General features: G+C 56.5%; 17 protein-coding genes. 9 read left to right on the forward strand and 8 right to left on the reverse strand.

What is annotated here, in order from left to right; translation table 11 throughout:
- Window position 1: 1 nt before the first annotated feature.
- Window positions 2–1,144 (reverse strand): ferrochelatase, encoded by a 1,143-nt coding sequence (gene hemH, locus BLT47_RS06090; RefSeq protein ID WP_083330111.1) that lies wholly within the window; start codon window positions 1,142–1,144, stop codon window positions 2–4.
- Between the two features lie 362 nt (window positions 1,145–1,506).
- Here hemH and BLT47_RS06095 point away from each other — a divergent pair, with 362 nt between their 5' ends.
- Entirely contained in the window at window positions 1,507–2,415 is a 909-nt protein-coding gene (locus BLT47_RS06095) for a 1,4-dihydroxy-2-naphthoate polyprenyltransferase (RefSeq protein WP_065419440.1), read from the forward strand.
- A 259-nt stretch (window positions 2,416–2,674) separates the two neighbouring features.
- Here the strand turns inward: BLT47_RS06095 and BLT47_RS06100 are convergent, their stop codons facing one another.
- Window positions 2,675–3,421 carry an SDR family NAD(P)-dependent oxidoreductase gene (locus BLT47_RS06100; protein WP_049619799.1) on the reverse strand — a complete coding sequence of 249 codons (747 nt, stop codon included), beginning with the start codon at window positions 3,419–3,421 and terminating at the stop codon, window positions 2,675–2,677.
- Window positions 3,422–3,951: 530 nt separating this feature from the next.
- On the opposite strand from BLT47_RS06100, the gene BLT47_RS06105 reads away from it, so the two are divergent.
- From BLT47_RS06105 to BLT47_RS06115, 4 genes are all read left to right on the forward strand, one after another.
- Entirely contained in the window at window positions 3,952–4,707 is a 756-nt protein-coding gene (locus tag BLT47_RS06105; protein WP_218122548.1) for a GIY-YIG nuclease family protein, read from the forward strand.
- Complete coding sequence (locus BLT47_RS09735) at window positions 4,707–4,877, forward strand: DUF4357 domain-containing protein (RefSeq protein ID WP_218122549.1); 171 nt, start codon at window positions 4,707–4,709, stop codon at window positions 4,875–4,877. Before BLT47_RS06105 ends, BLT47_RS09735 begins: the two co-directional genes overlap by 1 nt.
- Before the next feature lie 228 nt (window positions 4,878–5,105).
- On the forward strand, window positions 5,106–6,881 hold the full coding sequence (locus BLT47_RS06110) for an ABC transporter ATP-binding protein (RefSeq protein WP_256332555.1): 1,776 nt from the start codon (window positions 5,106–5,108) through the stop codon (window positions 6,879–6,881).
- Window positions 6,882–6,883: 2 nt separating this feature from the next.
- The gene (locus BLT47_RS06115; protein ID WP_074662811.1) at window positions 6,884–8,734 is read left to right on the forward strand and encodes an ABC transporter ATP-binding protein; all 1,851 of its coding nucleotides are present in this window, start codon (window positions 6,884–6,886) and stop codon (window positions 8,732–8,734) included.
- A 216-nt stretch (window positions 8,735–8,950) separates the two neighbouring features.
- On the opposite strand, the gene BLT47_RS06120 is transcribed toward BLT47_RS06115, so the two are convergent.
- The 4 genes from BLT47_RS06120 to BLT47_RS06135 form a co-directional block, all read right to left on the reverse strand.
- Entirely contained in the window at window positions 8,951–9,751 is an 801-nt protein-coding gene (locus tag BLT47_RS06120) for a class I SAM-dependent methyltransferase (RefSeq protein ID WP_074662814.1), read from the reverse strand.
- Window positions 9,752–9,989: 238 nt separating this feature from the next.
- A complete protein-coding gene (locus tag BLT47_RS06125) occupies window positions 9,990–11,303 on the reverse strand; it encodes a TRAP transporter large permease (protein WP_049619795.1) in 1,314 nt (437 codons plus the stop codon).
- Window positions 11,304–11,307: 4 nt separating this feature from the next.
- A complete protein-coding gene (locus BLT47_RS06130) occupies window positions 11,308–11,868 on the reverse strand; it encodes a TRAP transporter small permease (RefSeq protein WP_065414781.1) in 561 nt (186 codons plus the stop codon).
- Window positions 11,865–12,932 (reverse strand): TRAP transporter substrate-binding protein, encoded by a 1,068-nt coding sequence (locus BLT47_RS06135; protein ID WP_065414780.1) that lies wholly within the window; start codon window positions 12,930–12,932, stop codon window positions 11,865–11,867. The genes BLT47_RS06130 and BLT47_RS06135 overlap by 4 nt, the downstream gene beginning before the upstream one ends.
- 794 nt (window positions 12,933–13,726) lie before the next feature.
- Between BLT47_RS06135 and yicI the strand changes: the two genes are divergently transcribed.
- From yicI to BLT47_RS06155, 4 genes are all read left to right on the forward strand, one after another.
- Complete coding sequence (gene yicI / locus BLT47_RS06140) at window positions 13,727–15,961, forward strand: alpha-xylosidase (RefSeq protein WP_074662816.1); 2,235 nt, start codon at window positions 13,727–13,729, stop codon at window positions 15,959–15,961.
- A 153-nt stretch (window positions 15,962–16,114) separates the two neighbouring features.
- The gene (locus BLT47_RS06145; protein WP_074662819.1) at window positions 16,115–17,353 is read left to right on the forward strand and encodes a sugar ABC transporter substrate-binding protein; all 1,239 of its coding nucleotides are present in this window, start codon (window positions 16,115–16,117) and stop codon (window positions 17,351–17,353) included.
- Window positions 17,354–17,363: 10 nt separating this feature from the next.
- On the forward strand, window positions 17,364–18,335 hold the full coding sequence (locus BLT47_RS06150; RefSeq protein WP_083330112.1) for a carbohydrate ABC transporter permease: 972 nt from the start codon (window positions 17,364–17,366) through the stop codon (window positions 18,333–18,335).
- 11 nt (window positions 18,336–18,346) lie between these two features.
- Entirely contained in the window at window positions 18,347–19,357 is a 1,011-nt protein-coding gene (locus tag BLT47_RS06155; protein ID WP_244924584.1) for a carbohydrate ABC transporter permease, read from the forward strand.
- A 316-nt stretch (window positions 19,358–19,673) separates the two neighbouring features.
- Here BLT47_RS06155 and BLT47_RS09145 read toward each other — a convergent pair whose 3' ends face one another.
- Entirely contained in the window at window positions 19,674–19,883 is a 210-nt protein-coding gene (locus tag BLT47_RS09145) for a hypothetical protein (RefSeq protein WP_143021795.1), read from the reverse strand.
- Between the two features lie 92 nt (window positions 19,884–19,975).
- Window positions 19,976–20,524: integrase core domain-containing protein (locus BLT47_RS06165; RefSeq protein WP_143021796.1), on the reverse strand; the 549-nt coding region annotated here is incomplete at its 5' end.

Below are 20,524 nucleotides of genomic sequence, written 5' to 3' on the forward strand. Positions count from 1 at the left end.
TCTACCAGCCGGCGATGCCGCGCCGGATTTGGGCGGCGAGCATTTCTACGCAGCCGGGAGAGTTATTGGCCCAGGGGATGTAGAAGAAATCGCCGCCGCCCAGGCCTTGGAAAGCCAGCCGGTTGAGGATATTGATTTCTTGCACGGTTTCGAGGCAATCGGTCAGGAAGCCAGGGCAGACGACGTCGAGCCGGGAAACTCCGCGCGCGCCGAGTTCCTTGACGGTATCGATAGTGGCCGGGCCCACCCATTGCGCGGGCCCGAAAACCGATTGGTAGGTGACGAGCATGTCCCGCGGGGCAAGGCCAAGGCGCGTGGCGAGTGCGGAGGCGGTGGCTTGACATTCGGAAACGTAAGGGTCGCCCGCTTCGCGCATTTCTTCCGGAATGGAATGGAAGCTGAGGAGGAGGCGCTCCCCGGCCGCAAAATCAGGCCGCCCGCACTCTTCCCACAGGCTTTCGATAGCGTTGGCGAGCGCAGAAATATACAGGTCCGCGGTGGGGAAGGAACGGTTGGTGCGAATTTCCATTTGGTCGCGGGCGGAAAGCATCCAGCGCGCAACCCGGTCCGTTACCGGTGCACTGCTCGACGCCGAATACTGTGGATAAGGTGGCAGCACGAAAACTTGGCGGCCCCCGGCCTGGTAGATTGCTTCGAGAACGGCACCAATACGCGGGGCCGTATAGCAGAAAGCGGTAACAATATTGGCCGTGCCCGCAAACTTTTCGGCCAGGGCAGCGCGCTGGGCTTCCGCCCAGTAAATTAGCGGCGATCCCGTGCCCGGGCCGGCCGCGTCCCAAATCTGGCGGTATAGATCGGCCGAATTAGCCGGGCGCGTGCGCAGCACAATTCCGCGCAAAATCGGTTGCCACACGGCCGGTGGCATCTCAATTACCCGGCGATCCGAAAGGAATTCGCGCAAGAAAGGCCGCACCCCCGCGGCCCGCGGCTCCCCCGGGCTCCCCAAATGTCCGAGCAAAACCGTGGGAAGCGTCGGATCAAAATCCGGGCCAAGGGCGTCTTGCGAGTCGGGGGCTTCTGCGCTCGCGGAAGCCGCGCCTGCCGTAGCCGTGCCTGCGGAATCTGGGCCTGCGGAATCCTCGGCTGCCGATTCCGCGCCTGTGGATGAGTTGCCAGTGGCCATATATTTTCCCTTTCTGCTGGGTGTCAGAGTTTCTCTGACTTTCGCTGAGGCTAGCGTGAGCTGAGGGCCCGCGCTAAAACGCCGCGGGCTACAGTTCATGCCCAGTGCCGCAAAGTACTGCTCGCGCCAAAGCGCCGCGAGCTATAAACAAAACCGGGCTGCCGGATAGGTGCCCGCAACGGCGTCTGCCCTCCAGCAGACTACGCATGTTGTGCCAGGAAATCCTGATTTTGGCGTCAAAAAGAAAAAATGCCTGCGCATACGTACCAAATCCTCACAGACTTTGCGGGAAATTATCTTGCGGCGCAGGTCATGCGGCAAAAATGCCCCGGTCGTGGCGGCGCTGGCTAGGATCATTTGGTATGGCAACTTTAAAGGATTGGATTGCGGGCATTCGCGTGCCCACTTTGCCCGTCAGTGCCGCGCCCGTGGTGGCGGGCACCGGGATTGCGGTTTGGGCGGGAAGCGTGCACTGGGGAAAAGCCTTGCTCTGCCTGGCGGTAGCACTCACTTTACATATTGGCGAAAACCTTTCGAATGACTATTCGGACGGCGCGCGCGGCACTGACGCGGAACGTGTGGGCCCGGAAAGTCTCATAATGAACGGTAAGGCCAGCCCACGCGCCGTACTCACCGCGGCCATTGTTTTCTATGCGATTGGCTCCGCCCTCGGAATCTGGTTGGTTTCCATGACCGGCCAGTGGTGGCTGCTAATTCCGGGCATTTTGGCGCTCCTCGCCGCCTGGTTCTATGCGGGCGGCCCGCACCCGTACGGATATATCGGCTTGGGCGAAGTCGCCGTGTTCTTATTCTTTGGTTTGCTAGCTACGGCGGGCACGGTTTACGTGCAGGTTGGAGGCGTGCCGGCTAGCGGGTGGATCGCCGCGGTATGTATGGGTCTGCTCGCTTGCGCCTTGTTCGTAGTCGATTCCATTCGCGATATCCCCACCGATAAAGTTGCCGGAAAACGCACCATTGCCGTGCGCATTGGCGGCCGGCGCGCCCGCAATGTTTATTTACTAATGTTTGTGGCCGCCTTTATTGGCGCGATCGCTTTGAGCTGGTTCCTGCGGCCATTTGTATGGCTCTTTATTTTCTACGTGCCTTCCCTCGTACTGTGCTTGCGCCTCGCCCGTGACGTATGCGGCATCGGCCGCCCACCCGCCGACGAAGAAGGTCTAGTTCCCGCCCGGCAAAACACCGCCCTGGCGGAAATCCTCTTTGGCCTGGCAATCTTCGCCTCGTATGCGGTGGCCTACCTGTTGCTGTAACGGTACGGGAAGGTATCGCTAACGCCGTCGTACGCCTACGTTGACCAGCGCAAACGATATTTTTGCCGGTGCGCCGCGGCGCGAACAGAAAACTAAAAAGGAATGCCCCGCGGGTGGCGTCAGGCTTACGATCTGCTACGTAAGCGCAGGCGCTCGCGGGGCGTTTTGGTGAAAATAGGCGTTTGCAACGTGGTGTTTCCGGTGCGGCTTTCCGGCACGGCGTTCGCGGTGAAGCGTTCGCAGTGCGAGGTTGGCGGCGTTAGGACATCGTCCAGCCGCCGTCTACGGGAAGCACGACGCCGGTGAGGTAGGACGCCTTATCGGAGGCGAGGAAGAGGGCGGCTTGGGCTACGTCTTCCGGTTGGCCGAGCCGTTGCAGGGGGATCGGGGCGAGGAAGCCCTGTTTGACGGAGCTGTCTTGCAAGAGGTCGTGGGTCATGCCGGTTTCGCCGGTACCGGGGGCGATGCAGTTCGCGCGCACGCCCACGGCCGCGTAATCAACGGCGACGGCGCGGGTAAGCGAAATGACTCCGCCCTTGGAAGCCGCGTAGGAAACGGCTGCCGGGAAGCCGATAATGCCGGCCGCCGAAGCTGTGGAAATAATGTTCCCGCGGGTTTCCTGCAGGTAGGGGAGGGCGTATTTGACGCCGTAGAATACCGAGGAAAGGTTGACCTCAAGCGCCGTGTGCCAGCCTTCGAGATCAGTTTGTTCGGCATTGCCATACACATAAGTGCCGGCATTATTGAAGAGAATATCGATCTTGCCAAAGGTCCGCGCGGTTTCCTCCACGAAGTTTTGGACCTGCTCCGCCTCGGCCACATTGGCCTGCAGCGCGATCGCCTCCCCGCCAGCTTGCGTGATCTGCGTGGCAACTTCCTGCGCGGCCTGCAAATTGAGGTCGACGGCGGCTATCTTGGCCCCTTCCTGCGCGAACAACAGTGCGGTGGATTTGCCAAAACCAGAACCCGCACCCGTAATAATGGCAACTTTGCCTGCAAGTAACATGTGTTTTCTCCGCTCTAAAGCCCGCGCGAAAACTTCTCTGGGCTCGCGCGAGCTTTCGCATACAACATTGCGAGATTAATTCTACGAGCGCGCCGGGCGGCTGCGGAAGGGGTGAGCGCAATAACCGCGTCCGGGACCACAGCAAAGCAGAAGCATGAAATGAGAATTCCCGGTATGCTGGTGGGCGATAGATCCCCGGTCAGGCCTCTTGCCAACGTTTGCCAGGCGAAGGTAATGCCCAAATGACCGGGGCCGTTTTTTCTGATGGCGGGGTAGCTGCTTGCCGCCGAGGTAGCCGCGAACTTGTCCCATTAGTACCTCAAATACGATTCGCGAAAAAAGCCGGATCAGACCTGCGAAAACTACGCATCTGATTGCGCGTACGACATTCCTGACTTGCTTCCAGCCCATTGTCTGTACATTTTACCTATTACTCGAAGGCGGAAACTTCCTGCCGTGCCGCCGAACGTGGGTGCCGAGTATCCTTGAGTGTTACACATAAGTTCAATTGTTTTAGGCTGAGGTGGATAATGGCAAGTCCGAGAACCGCGAAACTGTTCCTTATGGACGGTTCTCCGAGCGGGCGGATTAAATGTTCTTTGGACAACTGGGTGGGCAAGGTCTTTTTGATTCCGCGGACAGAAATCGCGCGTTCCCGTGACCGTGAGGAACTTGCACAGACCGGCGTCTACCTCCTTTTTGGTGCGGACGCCGAAAGTGGAGAAGAGTTGCTCTATGTTGGGCAGGCTCGCGAACGCAAAAATGGTAAAGGCGTACTCGGACGGGTGACGGAGCATCTAAATGACGAGAACTTGGACTACTTTACTCACGCGATTATGATTACCGATTCCGATAATGCTCTTGGACCAACCGAGATTTCCTATCTAGAAAATGCGTTTTACCAGCAAGCTATGCGGGCTGGGCGCGTGCGGGTAGTGAATAGCCAGGATCCTTCGCCTGGGAATGTAACTGAGGAAAAGGAAGCCGAACTGAACGAGTTCATCTCTTCGGCAAAAATATTGATTGGTTCTTTAGGGTATAGGGTGTTCGACGTCGTAGATGACGCGAAAGTTGCCACTCAAAAAGAGAATGATGCAAGGCCGCGTGTGGAGCCATTGCTGTATCTGAACTCGCGTGGTGCGTCCGGACAAGGGCGCCAAACAACGGAGGGATTTGTTGTCCTCGCGGGCGCTAAACTGCGAGAAGATATGGCCCGCTCTGTTCCGGATTTGGCACGGAAAAACCGCAAAAACTTGCAGATCGGATCGGTAGCGGCTATGAGTTAATGTGCGATACTTTATTTAGTTCCCCTTCGGCTGCTTCAGACTTCCTAACCGGCGCCTCCACATCGGGCAAGGCGTCTTGGAAGAACAGCGAGGGAATCACGTTGCGCGAACTAGAACAAAGCGAGATTGAGTCTGTTACCGAAAGTGAAACACGGAGCACTTTCGGGTAGATAGTTATCTCGGGTCTGAGCGGTGGTGCAGAAATCAGCCGTGCATGCGAGAACGGGATGATTACTGGGACAGTCGCAGGGATAAATATCTTCATTACGGGTCATGGGTCATGACTTATGACTCCGGGTCACGAGTCGCGGGTCGTGGGCAGATCTAGCGGGTAAGCGCGGGTAAGGGTAGCCTTACTACCATGACGATGCGGGTTGTGGCCCGCTATGCCTGACCGAATGGAGAAAACCGCAATGGAGGTTACCGTAAGTCAGTTGATCCGCCCGGCCCGCCCGGCCATGATCGTTTCGGCCATATTCACCGCCACTAGCGCGGTGTTTACCTTGGTACCGTTCGTGGCCCTACAGCAACTAGCGGTCATTTGGTTTGCCGAGGGCACGCCGCTCGGCGGTATTACCCGCCCGTGGGTGTGGATCAGTATCGCTGTTGTATGCCTGCTATTAGGGCAGCTCCTGTACTTAGGCGGGCTTGGTATCGCGCATGTGGCAGAAGTAAAACTGCGCTACAAAATGCGCGGCCAAGTGGTGGCAAAAATCCGCTCTCTGCCACTCGGAAAAATAGCGCAAATCCCGCATGGCCACATCCGGAAAATGGTGTGCGACGACACCAGTGCCATCCACACTTTGGTAGCACATATTCCGGGCGATCTCACTAACGCCGTCGTAACCCTCTTGGTAGGAACGATTTATTTAGCGGTAGTAGAGTGGCGGCTCATGCTGGTACTTATTGGTATTTGGCTGCTCGTTTCGCTGCTGGTTATGGGCCGGCATATGCGCGGGTACGCGGGGATTACGGAACGTTTTGGGGTGGCGCAAACCGAACTTGCCGCCGCCACCGTGGAAATGCTCGAAGGTATAAAGGAAATCAAAAATTTCCAAGCCACCGACCTTACCCGCACCAAAATGCAAAGCACGCGGCGCAATTTTTCGGCTATTTCCTATGAATGGACATCGCAGTCCGGCAAGGCAATTAGTTTGCTCGGCGCAATTTGGCGGCCCGCCACAATTTTCGTAACGGTAGCAATAACCGCTTTCTGGTTCGTGACGCAAGGCTGGATGAATCTTTCGGATACCCTGCCCTTCTTCCTGATCGCCCCGGGGATCCCCTCCGGATTGCTCATCTTCGTGAGCCTCATGCAACATTTGTATACCTCAAACCTCGCCGCGCATAGCACCGCGCAGCTTTTGAGCGAAGCAGATATGCCGGAAGGGGAGAAAACTAGCGGCCCTGGCCCCGCCCCCGGGGAAGTCGAGTTCGCGCACGTGACCTTCGGATACGAACCGCAAAACCCGGTGGTGAAAGATGTTTCTTTCCGCGTGCCGGCAAAAACCGTGACTGCCCTGGTGGGGCCTTCCGGTTCCGGGAAAAGTACCTTGGCAAGGCTGGCGGCTAGGTTTTACGACGTCGACGCCGGTGCGGTGCGCGTTTCGGGCGTGAACGTGCGAGAGGCGCATTCTTCCTGGCTGTTATCCCAAGTGGCGATCGTGCTACAAGACGTGGCATTGGCAAATGAAACCGTGGCGGCAAATATTGCCTTGGGAGCACCGGAGGCAAGCCGCGAAGCGATCGAAAATGCGGCCAAAGCCGCCCGGATTCATGAGCGCATCTTGGAACTGCCGGCCGGTTATGACACCGTGCTCGGAGATGCCGGCGGGCATCTTTCGGGTGGGGAAAAACAGCGGATCACATTGGCCCGTGCCTACCTGCAAGAAGCCCCGATCCTGATTTTGGATGAAGCTACCGCGCAGGCAGACCCGCAATCCGAACGGGCCATCCATCAGGCTTTGAGCACGCTTGCCGGGGGCAAGACCGTGCTGATTATTGCGCACCGGCTGGCAACTATTCAGGACGCCGAGCAGATCGTCGTCCTCGAAAACGGGGGCGTAGCGGAAATCGGAACCCACCGCGAACTGCTTGCCCGCGGCGGCACGTATGCAGCCATGTGGCGCGCGCAGAGCTTCGCCGGCGCGGCAACGGAAGTAACGGAGGCTTAGCTATGTGGAAACTCTTAAAACGCCTGGTCAACGCGGCTGAGCTACGGAAAACGATCAGCTGGTTCACGGCGTCGGCGATTTTGCAGGGCGTGACTTTGGCGCTCATGATCCCGTTCCTGCGGGCCCTGTTTTCAGGTTCGCCGGCAGCGCCGCACTGGTTGCTGATCATTACGGTGTGCGGGGTGGCGACGGTGTTGGTGGATACGTACGCGATGTTCCGCTCGTATCGGATCAGTGTGTACGAAGTTTGCGACACGATGATCGACCGGGTGGCGGAGCACGTGTTGCGCCTGCCGCTGGGGTGGTTCAATCCGCAGCGGGAAGCAGCGGTGGCGAATGCGACGTCGACGCACGTGAACACACTTTCGCATGTGGCTTCGCTGGTGATCCCGAATATTTTGAACGCTTTTGTGACGCCCTTGGTGATGCTGCTTGCTACCTTCTTTGTGGATTGGCGGCTGGCACTAATTATGGGGGCGGCGATTTTTCCACTGATATTGGTGTGGCGGGTTATGGGTGCGTCCGTCACGCGGGCTAATGAGTTGGAAAGTAACGCGGCGGAGAAAGCCGCCGGGCGGCTCATTGAGTTCGCGCGCCTACAAGCCGTGCTACGCGCCACCGGCGTGGGCGCGAATTGGCAACCCGTGCAGGAAGCTTTAGCGGAAGACGCCGCGGCGGTAATGCGGGGGCTTCGCGTGAAAAGCAAACCGGCCCAAGGCTTCAACCTGATTGTGAACGTAACTTTCGCGCTCGTGCTGGCGGCCGGCTGGGCCTTCGTGAGCAACTACCAATTGGATGCCGTGGCCTACCTGGTGTTGATGGCCGTAGTGGCACGCATGCTCTTGCCACTCACGCAGGCTTCTTTGAATCAGACGGAAGCGAATAATGCGCTGGCGGCATTGCGGGCCGTGGTGGAAATTATGGATGCGGAACCGCTCCCGGAGCCACCTGCCGGGCATGCACGCCGCCCAGATGGCGCCACCATCGAGTTTACGGACGTGCGTTTCGCGTATGAAGCAGACCGCCAGATACTGGATGGCATTTCTTTCCAGGCGCCGCAGGGGAGCGTGACCGCGGTGGTAGGGCCTTCAGGTTGCGGGAAATCCACGATATTGCGGCTGGCCGCGCGGTTCTGGGATGTGGATGCCGGAGCGGTGACGATCGGCGGGGTAGACGTGCGAGAAATTGGTTCGCTAGAAATCATGAACCATATCGCCATGGTGTTCCAGGACGTGTACCTGTTTGACGAAACGATTCGCGAGAATTTGCGAGTGGCCCGCCCGGACGCCACGGACGCGGAACTGGAAACCGCGGCCCGCCGGGCGCGCCTGGATCGCGTAATCGAAGCGCTTCCGCATGGCTGGGATACGAAGGTGGGGCCGGCCGGGAAGAGCCTTTCTGGCGGGGAACGCCAACGCGTGGCCATTGCCCGCGCTTTCCTCAAAGACGCACCGATCTTGCTCCTGGACGAAATAACTTCCGCCCTGGACGGGGAAAACGAAGCGGCGATCTCCGAGGTAGTGGCCGAACTATCCGCCGGACGCACAGTGATCGTGGTAGCCCACCGGCTCTCCACCATCCGCAACGCCGACCAGGTAATTGTGCTCGGTACTGGAAAGCAGAATGAGGTACCGGGAGGCGCGGTGCTGGGAGGCGCGGAAGCGCCAGCGGGCTCGATACCGGCGGATACCGGGGTAGCGGTTTCCGGGGCGCGCGATACTGGGGCGCCAGCGGGTTCCGGAGCGCGGATCGTGCAACGCGGTACGCCGGCAGCACTTGCCGCCCAGCCCGGCCAATTCCGCGACATGGTGGAAGCGCTCCTGGAAACGAAGCGCTGGCAACTCACGAACTAAGGCGGCGGTGGTGCTACCCAGATTTGGCAAAATGGCGCGAGCGAGGCTTTCGCGGTTACGCGCGTAGTCGCGAAGGCACCGGGTACGACGTCGCTAACTCGCTTCCCGGTTAACTTTCCGGGGAGCTTTGCGGTTAGCTAACCGGCTGGTCGGCGCCCGGCTGGCTAGCTTCCCGGTTAGTTGCAGGGCTGCCGGGTTGCCGGGCTGCTGGGCTGATTAGGCCGGCTTGCGGGCCACAATCGCGATGCCACACATGTGGTCTTGGTATTCCTTGAAGGTGGCTCGCATTTGGAGCATGCGTGTGCGCAACTCCTTATCGCGAAGCACATTCCGCACGATGCGAGCCACTCCGCGCACGCCCTCATCCGCCAGATTGCGCCGCACCGAAAGCAAAGCCATCGGCGCCGTATCTACCCATTCGACCTCGAAACCAGCCGCGGTGAGAACCTGCCGCCACTCGCTTTGTGTGAGCGGCCGCGCGTTGACGCGGATTGTTTGCGCGAGCCGTTTACGTAGCTCGTCTGCTAATGTGGGCGCAATATCATCTGGCGTTAGCCCCATTTCGTGAATCGCATAGCGCCCGCCGGGCCGCAAAATCCGAAAAGCTTCCGCGGCAATCGCCGCCTTCGTTTTCGCCCCTTGCATGGTGAGCATTGCTTCCCCGACGACGACGTCTGCCGCTTCGTCTGCCAGCCCGGTTTCCTGTGCCTTGCGGTTAACGACCACCCCGCCGTGGGGCGCAACTATGCTTTCCACGCGTTTTACGGCGGCCGGGTCTAGATCCACTCCGGTGTAGGAAGCTACGCCGCTGTCAACTATGAGCTGGGCGGTGCGGCCCAGACCGGGCGCGAATTCCACTACCTGGCTGCCGGGAATACCCGCCGCGGTAAGCATCTGTTTGGTGAGTTGGAGGCCGCCGGGGCGAAGTACGCGCTTCCCGGCGCGTGCCAGCACCCAATGCCCGGCTGCGGTACTTGTAGGCCGGTCGGATTGTGGCAAGGGTGAATTATCGTGCATGAACGGAACGTTACGCCCAACCTGGAGGTGAGGCAAGGCTAACCATATGTTGGGCAGTGGTGTGCGCGGGCAGGAGGAGTGCCGGGCGCTAGACGTGCGTGTGGGCCAGACGTGACGCAAGCGGTACGTCTGGCCCACACGCGGTTGGTTCACGTAGCTAGCGCGCGTGGCCGGTGCTGCAAAGCACGCGGCACGGGCTAGGCGAATTTGCCGCACACGTGGCTGATAACTCAGGCCGTTATAGCAAGCCGGATATTCCCGGTAGCCAGAGCGATATCGCGGGCACGAAGGTCACCACGAAGAGCATTCCGATGATTGCCCCTAGGAATGGCCAGAGTTTGGCTATAACTGGTTCGATTCTTAGGCCTGCCACCTTCGCCCCCACGAAGAGGACGTTTCCAACCGGCGGCGTAATCACGCCCACGGAAAGGTTCATAACCACCATGGCGCCGAAGTGCACCGGGTCTACACCCAGTTCGGTCACGATGGGCAGGAAAATGGGAACGAAGATGAGGATTGCCGGAGTGGGATCCATGAAGGTTCCAACCAGCAGCAAGATCAGCATGATGATGATCAAAATGCCGATCTTCGAATCCGTAATTCCCAGCAGGAAGCCGGTAATCATCTGCGGAATTCCGGCGAAGGCCATCACCCAGGAAAGGCCGGAAGAAACCGCTACGAGTAGCATTACTACCGCGGTGGTTTCGGTGGCTTTCACCAAGATACCCGGCAGGTCCTTGATCTTGATTTGCTTGTAAGCAAAGCCCAATACCAAGCAGTACACCACGGCGATTGCCGAGGATTCGGTGGCGGTGAAGAAGCCGGCGATAATACCGCCGATTACGATCACGATCATGAAGAGTGAAGGCACTGCCCGCCACAGCGTTATCAACACGACCTTCGCGGAGGGGCGTTCTTCCGGAACCTTTACGTTCTTGCCTTCGGAACGGTGGTACATAATGAGCGCCACTGCCAAGCAGGCCACCACCCACAGCAGGCCGGGGCCAATGCCGGCCATAAACAGGGCGGCAATAGAAGTGGAGGAGACCAGCGAATACACGATGAACGTGTTCGAGGGTGGGATGAGCATGCCGGAAGGTGCGGAGGCCACGTTCACCGCGGCGGAAAATGCCCGGTTGTAGCCGTCCTTGGCCATGCGCGGCGTCATGATCGTTCCGATGGCGGAAGCGGCGGCTACGGCCGCGCCGGAAACCGAACCGAAAAGCGCATTGGCCACGATATTCGTTTGTGCCATGGCTGCCGGCATTTTCCCAACCAGCACCTTAGCGGCGTCGATGAGGCGGGCGGCAATACCGCCCTGGTTCATTATCACGCCAGCCAAAATAAAGAATGGAATCGCCAGCAAGGTAAAGGAATTGACGCCGGTAAACATGCGCCCGGCAATCGACATTGCCGCCACGTCCGGTGCCATTACGGCCATCGCCGCGAGCAGTACGGGCACCCCGATAGCAATAGCGATCGGTACCGATAGAGCGATAAGAAGGATAATACCTACGAGCAGGATGAGCCCTGCCAAAGCGGTAGGAGTCATGGTGCTACACCCCTTCCTGGGTGGATTTCGCGGCTGCGGCGGCCGCTTCGCGGCCTTCTTCTTCGGCTAGGTCTGCTTCCGCTATCGGGTATGGGCTTACGTTCCCAGCCGCAATTTCGACGATGTAGAAGAGCGCATACAGCGCGATCGCCACCCCGGCAATTGGCATCACCAGGTACACGGAGCCAATATTTACGGGCAGGGCGGTAAGGTTTTGCGTCCAGGCGTTCATGGCCCCATTCCAGCCACCCCAGATAAGGCCCACGACGGCGAAAATGAGAGCAACCACGTGCGTGAAGATCGCAACTCCGCGTTCCCCCTTTTCGGGCAGTTTGCGGGCCAGATATTCCACGGCCATGTGGCCGCGTTTCCCGTACACATATGCCGCACCGAGGAAGGAGAGCCACACGAAGGAAATCTTCGCGAGTTCTTCCGACCAGGTGACCGGGGAGTGCAGGACGAGGCGGGAGAAGACCTGCCACGTCGTCGTCAACACCAAAACGGCGAAAATGAATACGCAAATAACCTCTAGGATTTTATTCACGGCTTTTGCTACGGCTATCATTTGGCGCCTCCTTCCGTGGCCTTGGCGTTGGGTGCTACGTCTGCCTTAGCGCGAATCTTTTCGTAGAGTTCCTTTTCGTAATCGGTGGTGAGGAACTCGTCCTTGATGGGAGCGAGGGCCTTTTGGAAGGCTTCTTGATCGACTTCGTGGAAAGTAGCACCTGCGGCGATCGCGGCTTCGTAAGATTCTTGCGTGAACTCGTCCCATAGCTTGGTGTGGAAGTCCATCGAGTCGTACCACACGCGGTAGAAGGTGTCGCGGTCTGCTTGCGGCATGGCCTTGAGCAGATCGGCGCGCATGATCATGTAGTCAAGGCCGATGAGGTGGTTCGTGTAAGAAAGGTTTTGCGCCACTTCCATGTGGCGGGCGGTGTTATAGGAAACGATGTTGTTCTCCGCGCCGTCGAGCACCCCGGCCTGCAAGGCGGAATAAACCTCCCCGTAAGAAAGCGGGGAAGCGGTGCCACCCATGAGGCGGATCATGCGAATATGCATGTCTGACTCCTGGACGCGGATCTTCAAACCATTGAGATCCTCCGGCTTCTTCACCACTTTTTTGGTGGTGTAAATGTGCCGCTCACCTTGCGTGTAACCACCCAAAACCGTGATGTTATCGGATTCTTCGAGGGAGGAGAAAAGATCTCCCACGATGCTTTGGTCTTGCAAAACCGCGATCTGTTGCGGGATTGAGGTGAAGGTGGTGGGCATATTAAGCACCCGGAAATCCGTATTCACATTTTCCAGTTGAGTACCGGAAACGATCGCCATTTCGATCGCGCCGGACTTCACGTACTGGAGAACTTCCTGTTGCGAGCCCAATTGTTCGTTTGCGTAAATCTCGACTTCGTAGCGGCCATCCGTTTCCTCCTTCAGTTCCTTTCCGAACTGTTCGAGGGCCTTGTAGGAAGGATGCGACTCGGTCTGATTTAACGCAATCTTCAGATATGTAACTGTTCCATCTTTACCCACCTCGCTAAGCTTGATGCCACCAAATCCGGCGCAACCGCCAAGAGTTAGTGAAACCACGGCCAGCAGGAGAGTAATGAAGTGCCAAGGTTTGACCATTGGTCCTCCATTTCGGTGATCTGCGGTGGAGCTAACCGCAAGGATCTAATTGGCGTGAGTATAAGGAGAGAATGGACCCGGCGACGTCGCCGGGTCCAAAAAGTCGCTCCAGACATTGAGATTCTACCCGGAAAAAGTGATTCAAAACCGAGCTAAATTGGTTATTTTGAAATTTTCCGCCAGCGTGTGCTGTGCCACGATCAGAAATTAGGGCGAAAGTCCTTGGTGCGGGATGTGGCACGGGAGGCGTGGCGGTGCGGTGCGTATGCGGATTGGGTGCATCTTCCGGGACGTGTGGCGTGGTGTGTGGTGGCGCGGTGCGTGCTGGATGGCTTTTATTTGTCTAGATGCGAGCATGAATTGCTCGCTAAGTGTTTGATGGTCGATCGTCGTTCCAGCTCAAACTGGTGGTTTAGCGCCAGCTCTTGCACTTTGTTTTGTAGTAAAACATAATAGGGGGAGCGGTGGGTGGTGAGCGTCACCCTCGTTCAGGAAGGTCTTGCTCCAACGGTGGAGTGTAAGGAACTTTCTGCGGAACGAAATGACTGGCAAGAGATGCGAAGGTGCATCAACACTCCGGCTAGTCGTATAGGTAGAGGGGCGCAGAATTTCCGTCGAGCCTGCCGCAACGGTATCCCGCATAGAAGTAAAAGGCACTAATAACTCAAAGGTGAGGTCTGAGATGAAGTTTTCCAATGGGTACTGGCTTCCCAGGACGGGATGGCGAATAGAACATCCGCGCGCAATTCAGGGCTTTGAGGTCTCGGGGGGGGGGGCGTTTATTACGTGCGTTTGTGTACACGCGCCACATTCCCTTCAAGGGGGCCGAGCTTGATTCACCCCAGCTTACCGTTGATCTCGAGGCGGTAGCCGAAGGAATTATTCGAGTACGGCTAACACACTTTGCGGGAGCAGTGGATCCCGGCCCGCACTATCAGTTGCAGGAGCTCCTGCCGGCCGCGAATACGAAGATTGAAACCGGAGAAAACCGAGCGAAGATGCTTTCGGGGGAGCTCAGCGCGGAAATATCCTGCGAAAACGGTAATTATCTTCTGGAATTCAAAGCAAAGGGCAAACAGGTAACTTCCGCAATTGGCCGTTCCCAGGGAATTGCGGAATCACCTAGTGGTGAAACTTACATTCACGAACAACTCACCGTGCAGCCAAATGAATATATCTACGGCTTGGGTGAAAGATTCAGTCAGGTTATCAAGAATGGCCAAACCGTAGATATGTGGAATGCGGATGGTGGTACCGCCACCGAGCAGGCATACAAAAACATTCCGTTCTACCTGAGTAACCGTGGATATGGCGTATTCGTGAATCATCCCGAGAAGGTTTCCTACGAAGTTACGAGTGAAATCAATACGCGGGTGCAGTTCTCAGTGCCGGGCCAATACCTGGAGTATTACGTCATTTATGGTGGTAGTCCGAAGAAAACCTTAGAGCGCTACACAGCTCTCACCGGGCGTCCGCCGCACGTGCCGGATTGGTCCTACGGGTTGTGGCTTTCGACGTCGTTCAAAACTGATTACACGAAGGTTGAGTCCTTCGTGGACAAGATGGAAGAGCTTGGGATTCCTCTTTCTGTTATTCATTTTGATTGCTATTGGATGCGCGCCTCGCATTGGTGCGATTTCACCTGGGACCCGGAAGTTTTCCCGAACCCGGAAGCGCTCCTCGAACGTTTGCACAAGCGTGGGATTAAGACCTGCGTGTGGATTAATCCGTATATTGCGCAGCGTTCCGCACTCTTTGAAGAAGGCCGGCAAGCAGGGTATCTGCTGCACAGCATCGATGGCAGCGTGCGGCAAAGTGACCACTGGCAGTCGGGACTGTCCTTTGTAGATTTCACGAACCCGGCGGCGGTGGAATGGTGGAAGGGCAAGCTCCGTACCCTGATTCGACAAGGTGTGGACGCCCTGAAAACAGACTTTGGCGAGCGTATTCCAACTGATAATGTGCGCTGGCACGATGGTTCGGATCCACAACGCATGCACAATTATTACAGTTATCTGTACAACAAGGCCGCATACGAAGTTATTGCAGAAGAACGCGGGGAAGAAGAAGCGATCGTTTTCGCGCGCAGTGCCACGGCTGGTTCGCAGGTTTTCCCAGTGCATTGGGGTGGGGATTCGGAGCCAAGTTTCGTTTCCATGGGCGAGACTTTGCGCGGAGGGCTTTCCTTTGGGCTTTCTGGTTTCGGATATTGGAGCCATGATATGGGCGGTTTTGAAGGCCAATCCCCAACGGAGGTTTTCACGCGTTGGTATCCCTTTGGCATGCTTTCTTCGCATTCGCGTTTGCACGGTTCAGATTCCTACCGGGTGCCGTGGAATTACGGGGACGACGCCGTGCGGGTAGCTCAACGTTTCACGCGTCTCAAGAACCGGCTCGTGCCGTATTTGAAGCATACAGAGGAAGATGCCGTGGAACGCGGCATTCCGATTTTGCGGCACATGATTCTGGAATACCCCGACGATTTAGGGGCTTGCTTCGCCGAAACGCAGTACATGCTCGGTGAGAAGCTCCTGGTAGCACCAGTGATGAGCGACAGTGGTGAGGTCGATTTCTATCTGCCGTGCGGGGGCTGGATAAACATTTTGAACGGCAAGCGCGTGCGTGACGCCGGCTGGCACCGCGAAACCCATGCTATCGATTCACTGCCGGTCATGGTGCGTGAGGGTACCGTGCTCGCACTTTCTGCAGAGTGCATGCAGACGACCGCAAATTGCGGGCCTTCTGGTGTGGTCTTGTACGTATATGGAAAACCCGTTATTGCCGAAACGATTTCGGTAAGAACGCCGGACGGACTGGCCGAATTTACCGTTACACCGGAGGCAGCTGGAGTTTCGGTTCAACACGCGGGTGCTGCACTGCCATGGGCGGCGAACTTTGTGGGTGAGCGGATCCAGGTGGAATCCGGAAGTGCCGAAAACTCTTGGAAGCCCTTCCCAGAACTTGCCTCCGGAGAAATTGTTGCACCGAGCCAGGCAGAAAACGGAAACATCCGCGCCTGGTGGAGGTAGAAGCTCGTCAGCAACAATCCGGAAACCCACTACCAAGAATCCGGATTTGGTCTACAACAAGGCGGACGCGCGCTACCAACCAATCCAAAATGTCGAAGTGGTGGCAGGTAGCTCTGCCACCACAAAACCAAACAAATAACAAGAGGAATAATCATGAGGGCACACAAAAATCTACTGCGGAAGGTCGCCGCGGTGGCGGCAGTTGCCGGCCTGGCACTCACCGGGCTAACGGCCTGTGGAAGTAATAAAAAGGCATCTAATTCCGGCGAGGACGGCAAGATCACACTCGAGGTTTGGGATTACTTGGGTAGTGGCGTTTCTAATGATGGCATGGTGGCCGCCGTTGCCGAATTCGAGAAACAGAATCCTAACATCAAGGTGAATCGGACTTCCTTCGCCTTTGCAGATATGCAGAAGTCCATCATTCAAGGTGGTGTAGGGGGAGCCGTACCGGATGCCGCAATTATCGACAATGTTGATACGTCGAATTTTGCAAACCTCGGCTTGCTTCGGGATATATCTGAAGCCACGAGCGGCATGAAGAACGAATTCTACGAAGGGCCATGGGAATCGGGTCAATTGGAAGGCAAGACCTACGCTCTGCCGCTAAATTCGAATAACCTGGCACTTTTCTACAACAAAGAAATGCTTGACGCAGCGGGTGTTTCCGTTCCTACTGATTGGGAATCGTTGAAGTCAGCCGCCAAGGCACTGACTACTGACGATCATGTTGGTCTGGCGCTTTCTGCCATCAAGAATGAACAGGGCGTGTTCCAGATGCTTCCCTTCGTATGGCAAACCGGGGGAGATTTGAATAACTATGCAAAGAGCGGAGCCGAAGCACTGGAGTATGTAAAGGGTCTCGTAGATGACGGATCGATTTCTTCCTCAGTAACTAATATGAGTCAGGAAGATGCACGGAATAGCTTCGTCACGGAAAAAGCAGCGATGATGATCAATGGCCCGTGGGAGATAGCTAATATTGGTGAAGATTTCCCGTGGGCTACAGCGCCATTGCCTAAGGGGAAAGAAGCCGCTACTGGCTTAGGTGGCGAGAATTTGGTGGTGATGGAAGGCGCGAAGCAACCAGAAGCAGCGGAAGCTTTTGTGAAGTTCATGGCTAGCAAACAAGGTGCGCAGATTTACTGCGATACTACCGGTCAACTTTCGTCCCGTCCGGATCTGAAAGGTCAGTTATCCTTCTCCGACGATCCGAATATGAGGGTCTTTGAAGAGCAACTGAAGATTGCGCACGCTCGTTCCTACGGCGGGGAGTACGCGAAGATTTCCGAGGCTATCCAGCTCTCTATTCAGGAGGCTCTGAACGGAACTAAGAGCCCCCAGGAGGCCGCCGAAACGGCAGAGGCAAGCATTAAGCCGCTCTTGCCGTAAGGAGGCAACCATGCCGCACAATGATACTGCAACCATCACAATCGCCAGGGTAACCGAAGGGAAGAAACCGAAGCGGCGCGGGCGCCGGGTACCACTCACTCGAAGCCAGCGTACTACGCGGCGGCTGGGCTTAATCCTGGCCACGCCCGCGCTTCTCTATATCGCCATTTTCTTGGTCTTCCCACTGTTCTATAACCTTTTCCTTTCGGTTACTAATGCCAACGGATCAAATCTGATCAAGGGCACCTTCACCTTCAATAAATTTGCGAACTACGGGAATGTGCTTTCCGATCCCGTGTTCTGGCAGGCCTTGGGGTTGAGTGCCATTTTCACTATCGGTTGCCTTTTCTTCCAATATGTTTTCGGTTTCGCTTTGGCCTTGCTTTTTCGCAAGCCATTTCCCGGAAACGGAGTTATTCGCGCCCTCTTGCTTGTTGGGTGGATTATGCCTCCGGTAGTTACAGGCACAATCTGGCGGTGGCTTTTTGACTCAGATTTCGGGGTTGTCAATTTTCTGTTTGGCAAACTCGGGGTCATTGATGAACCGATCCGGTGGCTGACGGTTGGTCCCACGGCGATGGTAGCGGTAATCATCGCGAATCTGTGGGTGGGGATCCCTTTCAATATGCTGTTACTCCTCTCGGGATTGCAGACTATTGACGATTCGCTTTACGAGGCTGCGCAAGTGGACGGGGCTTCGAGCTGGCGGCAATTCTGGTCGATCACGTTTCCTTTAATGAAACCAGTCACCATTTCGGTGCTCTTGTTGGGTGTGATCAATACGTACAAGGTATTCGATCTTATCTACGTTATGACGAAGGGCGGGCCGGTCAACGCCACCACAACCCTGCCGATCTACACATATTTGGAAACTTACACCGTCTTCGACTTCGGCAATGGAGCCGCGGCTTCCACCCTGACTCTGCTTCTCCCATTGGGGCTTTCATGGTTCTACGTGAAGAGCCTGCGGGATGAAGAGTAAGCGGGGTAGCCATGAAACATGAAGAAAGGAGCAACACCGCCATGGCTAAAAATGGGGGAGGAGCTCATACAGAAGTAACTGTTGACGACAGCCCGAATCCGGGACTAAGTGTTGGTGAATTCAAGGGGCAAGCGCATATAGACCGTGGCTCTGAAGAAGTAGCAGTTCAGACCCGTCATCCGCGGCGGCGGGTCCGGCAAGAAGTCCGCAACCGGTGGAAATCGGTCATCGCTTGGTTGATTGCCGCGGTGTACTTGTTCCCGGTGTACTGGATGATAAACACGTCGTTGAAGTCTAATAAAGCGATGTTCGCATCACCACCGCAAATGTATCCGCATGAGCCGCAGGTGGAGTCTTTTGCGCGCGTAATGACGGGTAATTACGGGGTTTGGCAAGCCTTGTTGAATTCTGTGATCATCGCCCTGTCTGTACTTGTTTTAACACTGGTAATTGCTATCCCTGCCTCCTATGCGGTGGCGCGGTTGCGTGGCGGAATAACGACGTCGATGATGGTAATGCTGACGGTGGTGCAGCTATTGCCGGCAATCGCTATTTCAATTCCGATGTTCGTGATGTTCCGTCAATTGGATCTGATAAATAACTATATTTCCGTTATTCTCGCGGATATATCCGCAACTTTGCCCTTCGCGGTAATCTTGCTCCGGCCGTATTTTAAACAGTTCCCAGTGGAGGTAGAGGAAGCGGCGAAGCTGGATGGGCTGAGTACGCTACAAACAATTGTGCGGATCATTATTCCAACCATTCGGCCGGGTGTAATTATGATTAGTTCCTTTGCGTTCTTGATGGCGTGGGGCGAGTTTACATTCGCGCTCACGCTCACCACAGACGCTTCAATACAGCCGCTCACAGTGGCGCTCAATCGGGTAATCGGCCAGTACGGAACCGCGTGGAATGATCTCATGGCCATTGCCGTGATCATTGCCGTGCCGGTGCTGGTTATATTCATTGGCCTGCAGAAATATATCGTGGCCGGACTCTCCGGTGGTGCTACGAAAGGGTGAGCAGCAGAACACAATGCGGTGTCCGAGTACGAAGACGTGGCTCTGCGGGCGATGCTGAGAAAGAAGCGACGTAGGAGAGACACCGAGCCGGTGAGTGATTCGAAAATCAGAGAAGAGCCTCTACGCAGGAACTGGAAAGAGACGCGTAAAAATCTGACAGAAGGAGTTCACCGGAACCGGTACACGGAAAAATTTGAGCTCCGCGCGGCTTGGAGGATATCGCCGATATCCCACACCAAAACCGCGCGGGGCTCTATTGGCTTTGAGGAATGGTTACGGGGCGCACGGGGACCAGCGGAAATCGAAATCAAGCCGATCAGTAGCTAGTTTCTCGCCGCAACTCTAAGTTCGGATCGAGCGTAACAATACTTTCCTCGCCTTCGTAGTCTTCGAAAACGGCCCATCCAAACTCAGAATCGGGACCATTAAATGCGGTTCGCCAGGTTCCGGTCTCGCCCTTCATAAGCCCAGTTCGACAGTTATTACCCTCAATGCTGCCAGTGTTTTCGGCGCGCAATATTTCCACACCGTTAATGTCGTAAACGCGGAGATAGAAGGTGTCCGGTCCGAAGCATTCTTTCGTTACGGCTTCGTTGCGGTTGTGGGCTGGGTTAGTTTTTAGGACCGGTCGGTTTGAGTGCCTTCCTGGGTTTGGTGCCATTGGTTGGCGTACTCAGTCGGTGGGATAAATCCTAGGCTCGAATGAGGATGATGCGTATTGTAACGCTCTGACCACAGTCGCAGGCAGTGCGACGCGTGGGCAGGGTCGTCGAACATCTCGTCTTCTAGCAGCTCGTCACGTAGCCGGTTGTGGAAGGACTCCACAAACCCGTTATGCCAGGGCATTCCCGGTGGGATGAACGCTTCTATAGTGTCTTGCTTGGCTGCCCATTGAGTCAGCTCTTGGCTGATGAACTCCGGGCCGTTATCCATGCGCAACACCCGAGGCCTACCACCACGCACAGCGGCGTACTTATCCGCGCTAGGCTCCTGGTGGCGTTTGCGGGCGTTGTAGTACGCCGCTCTGGATACCCCGACGATCCGGCAGGCAAAGCGCACCGAATAGCCCACTGATAGAGCGTAATCGATGGCTTCATACCTGCGTGCCGGGGTCAGAATTTTCCCTCCGCAAGCTCCTTCAGCAGCGCCTTTTCCAACTCGGCTTCC

The sequence above is a fragment of the Actinobaculum suis genome (genome assembly GCF_900102025.1).
GTDB lineage: Bacteria > Actinomycetota > Actinomycetes > Actinomycetales > Actinomycetaceae > Actinobaculum > Actinobaculum suis.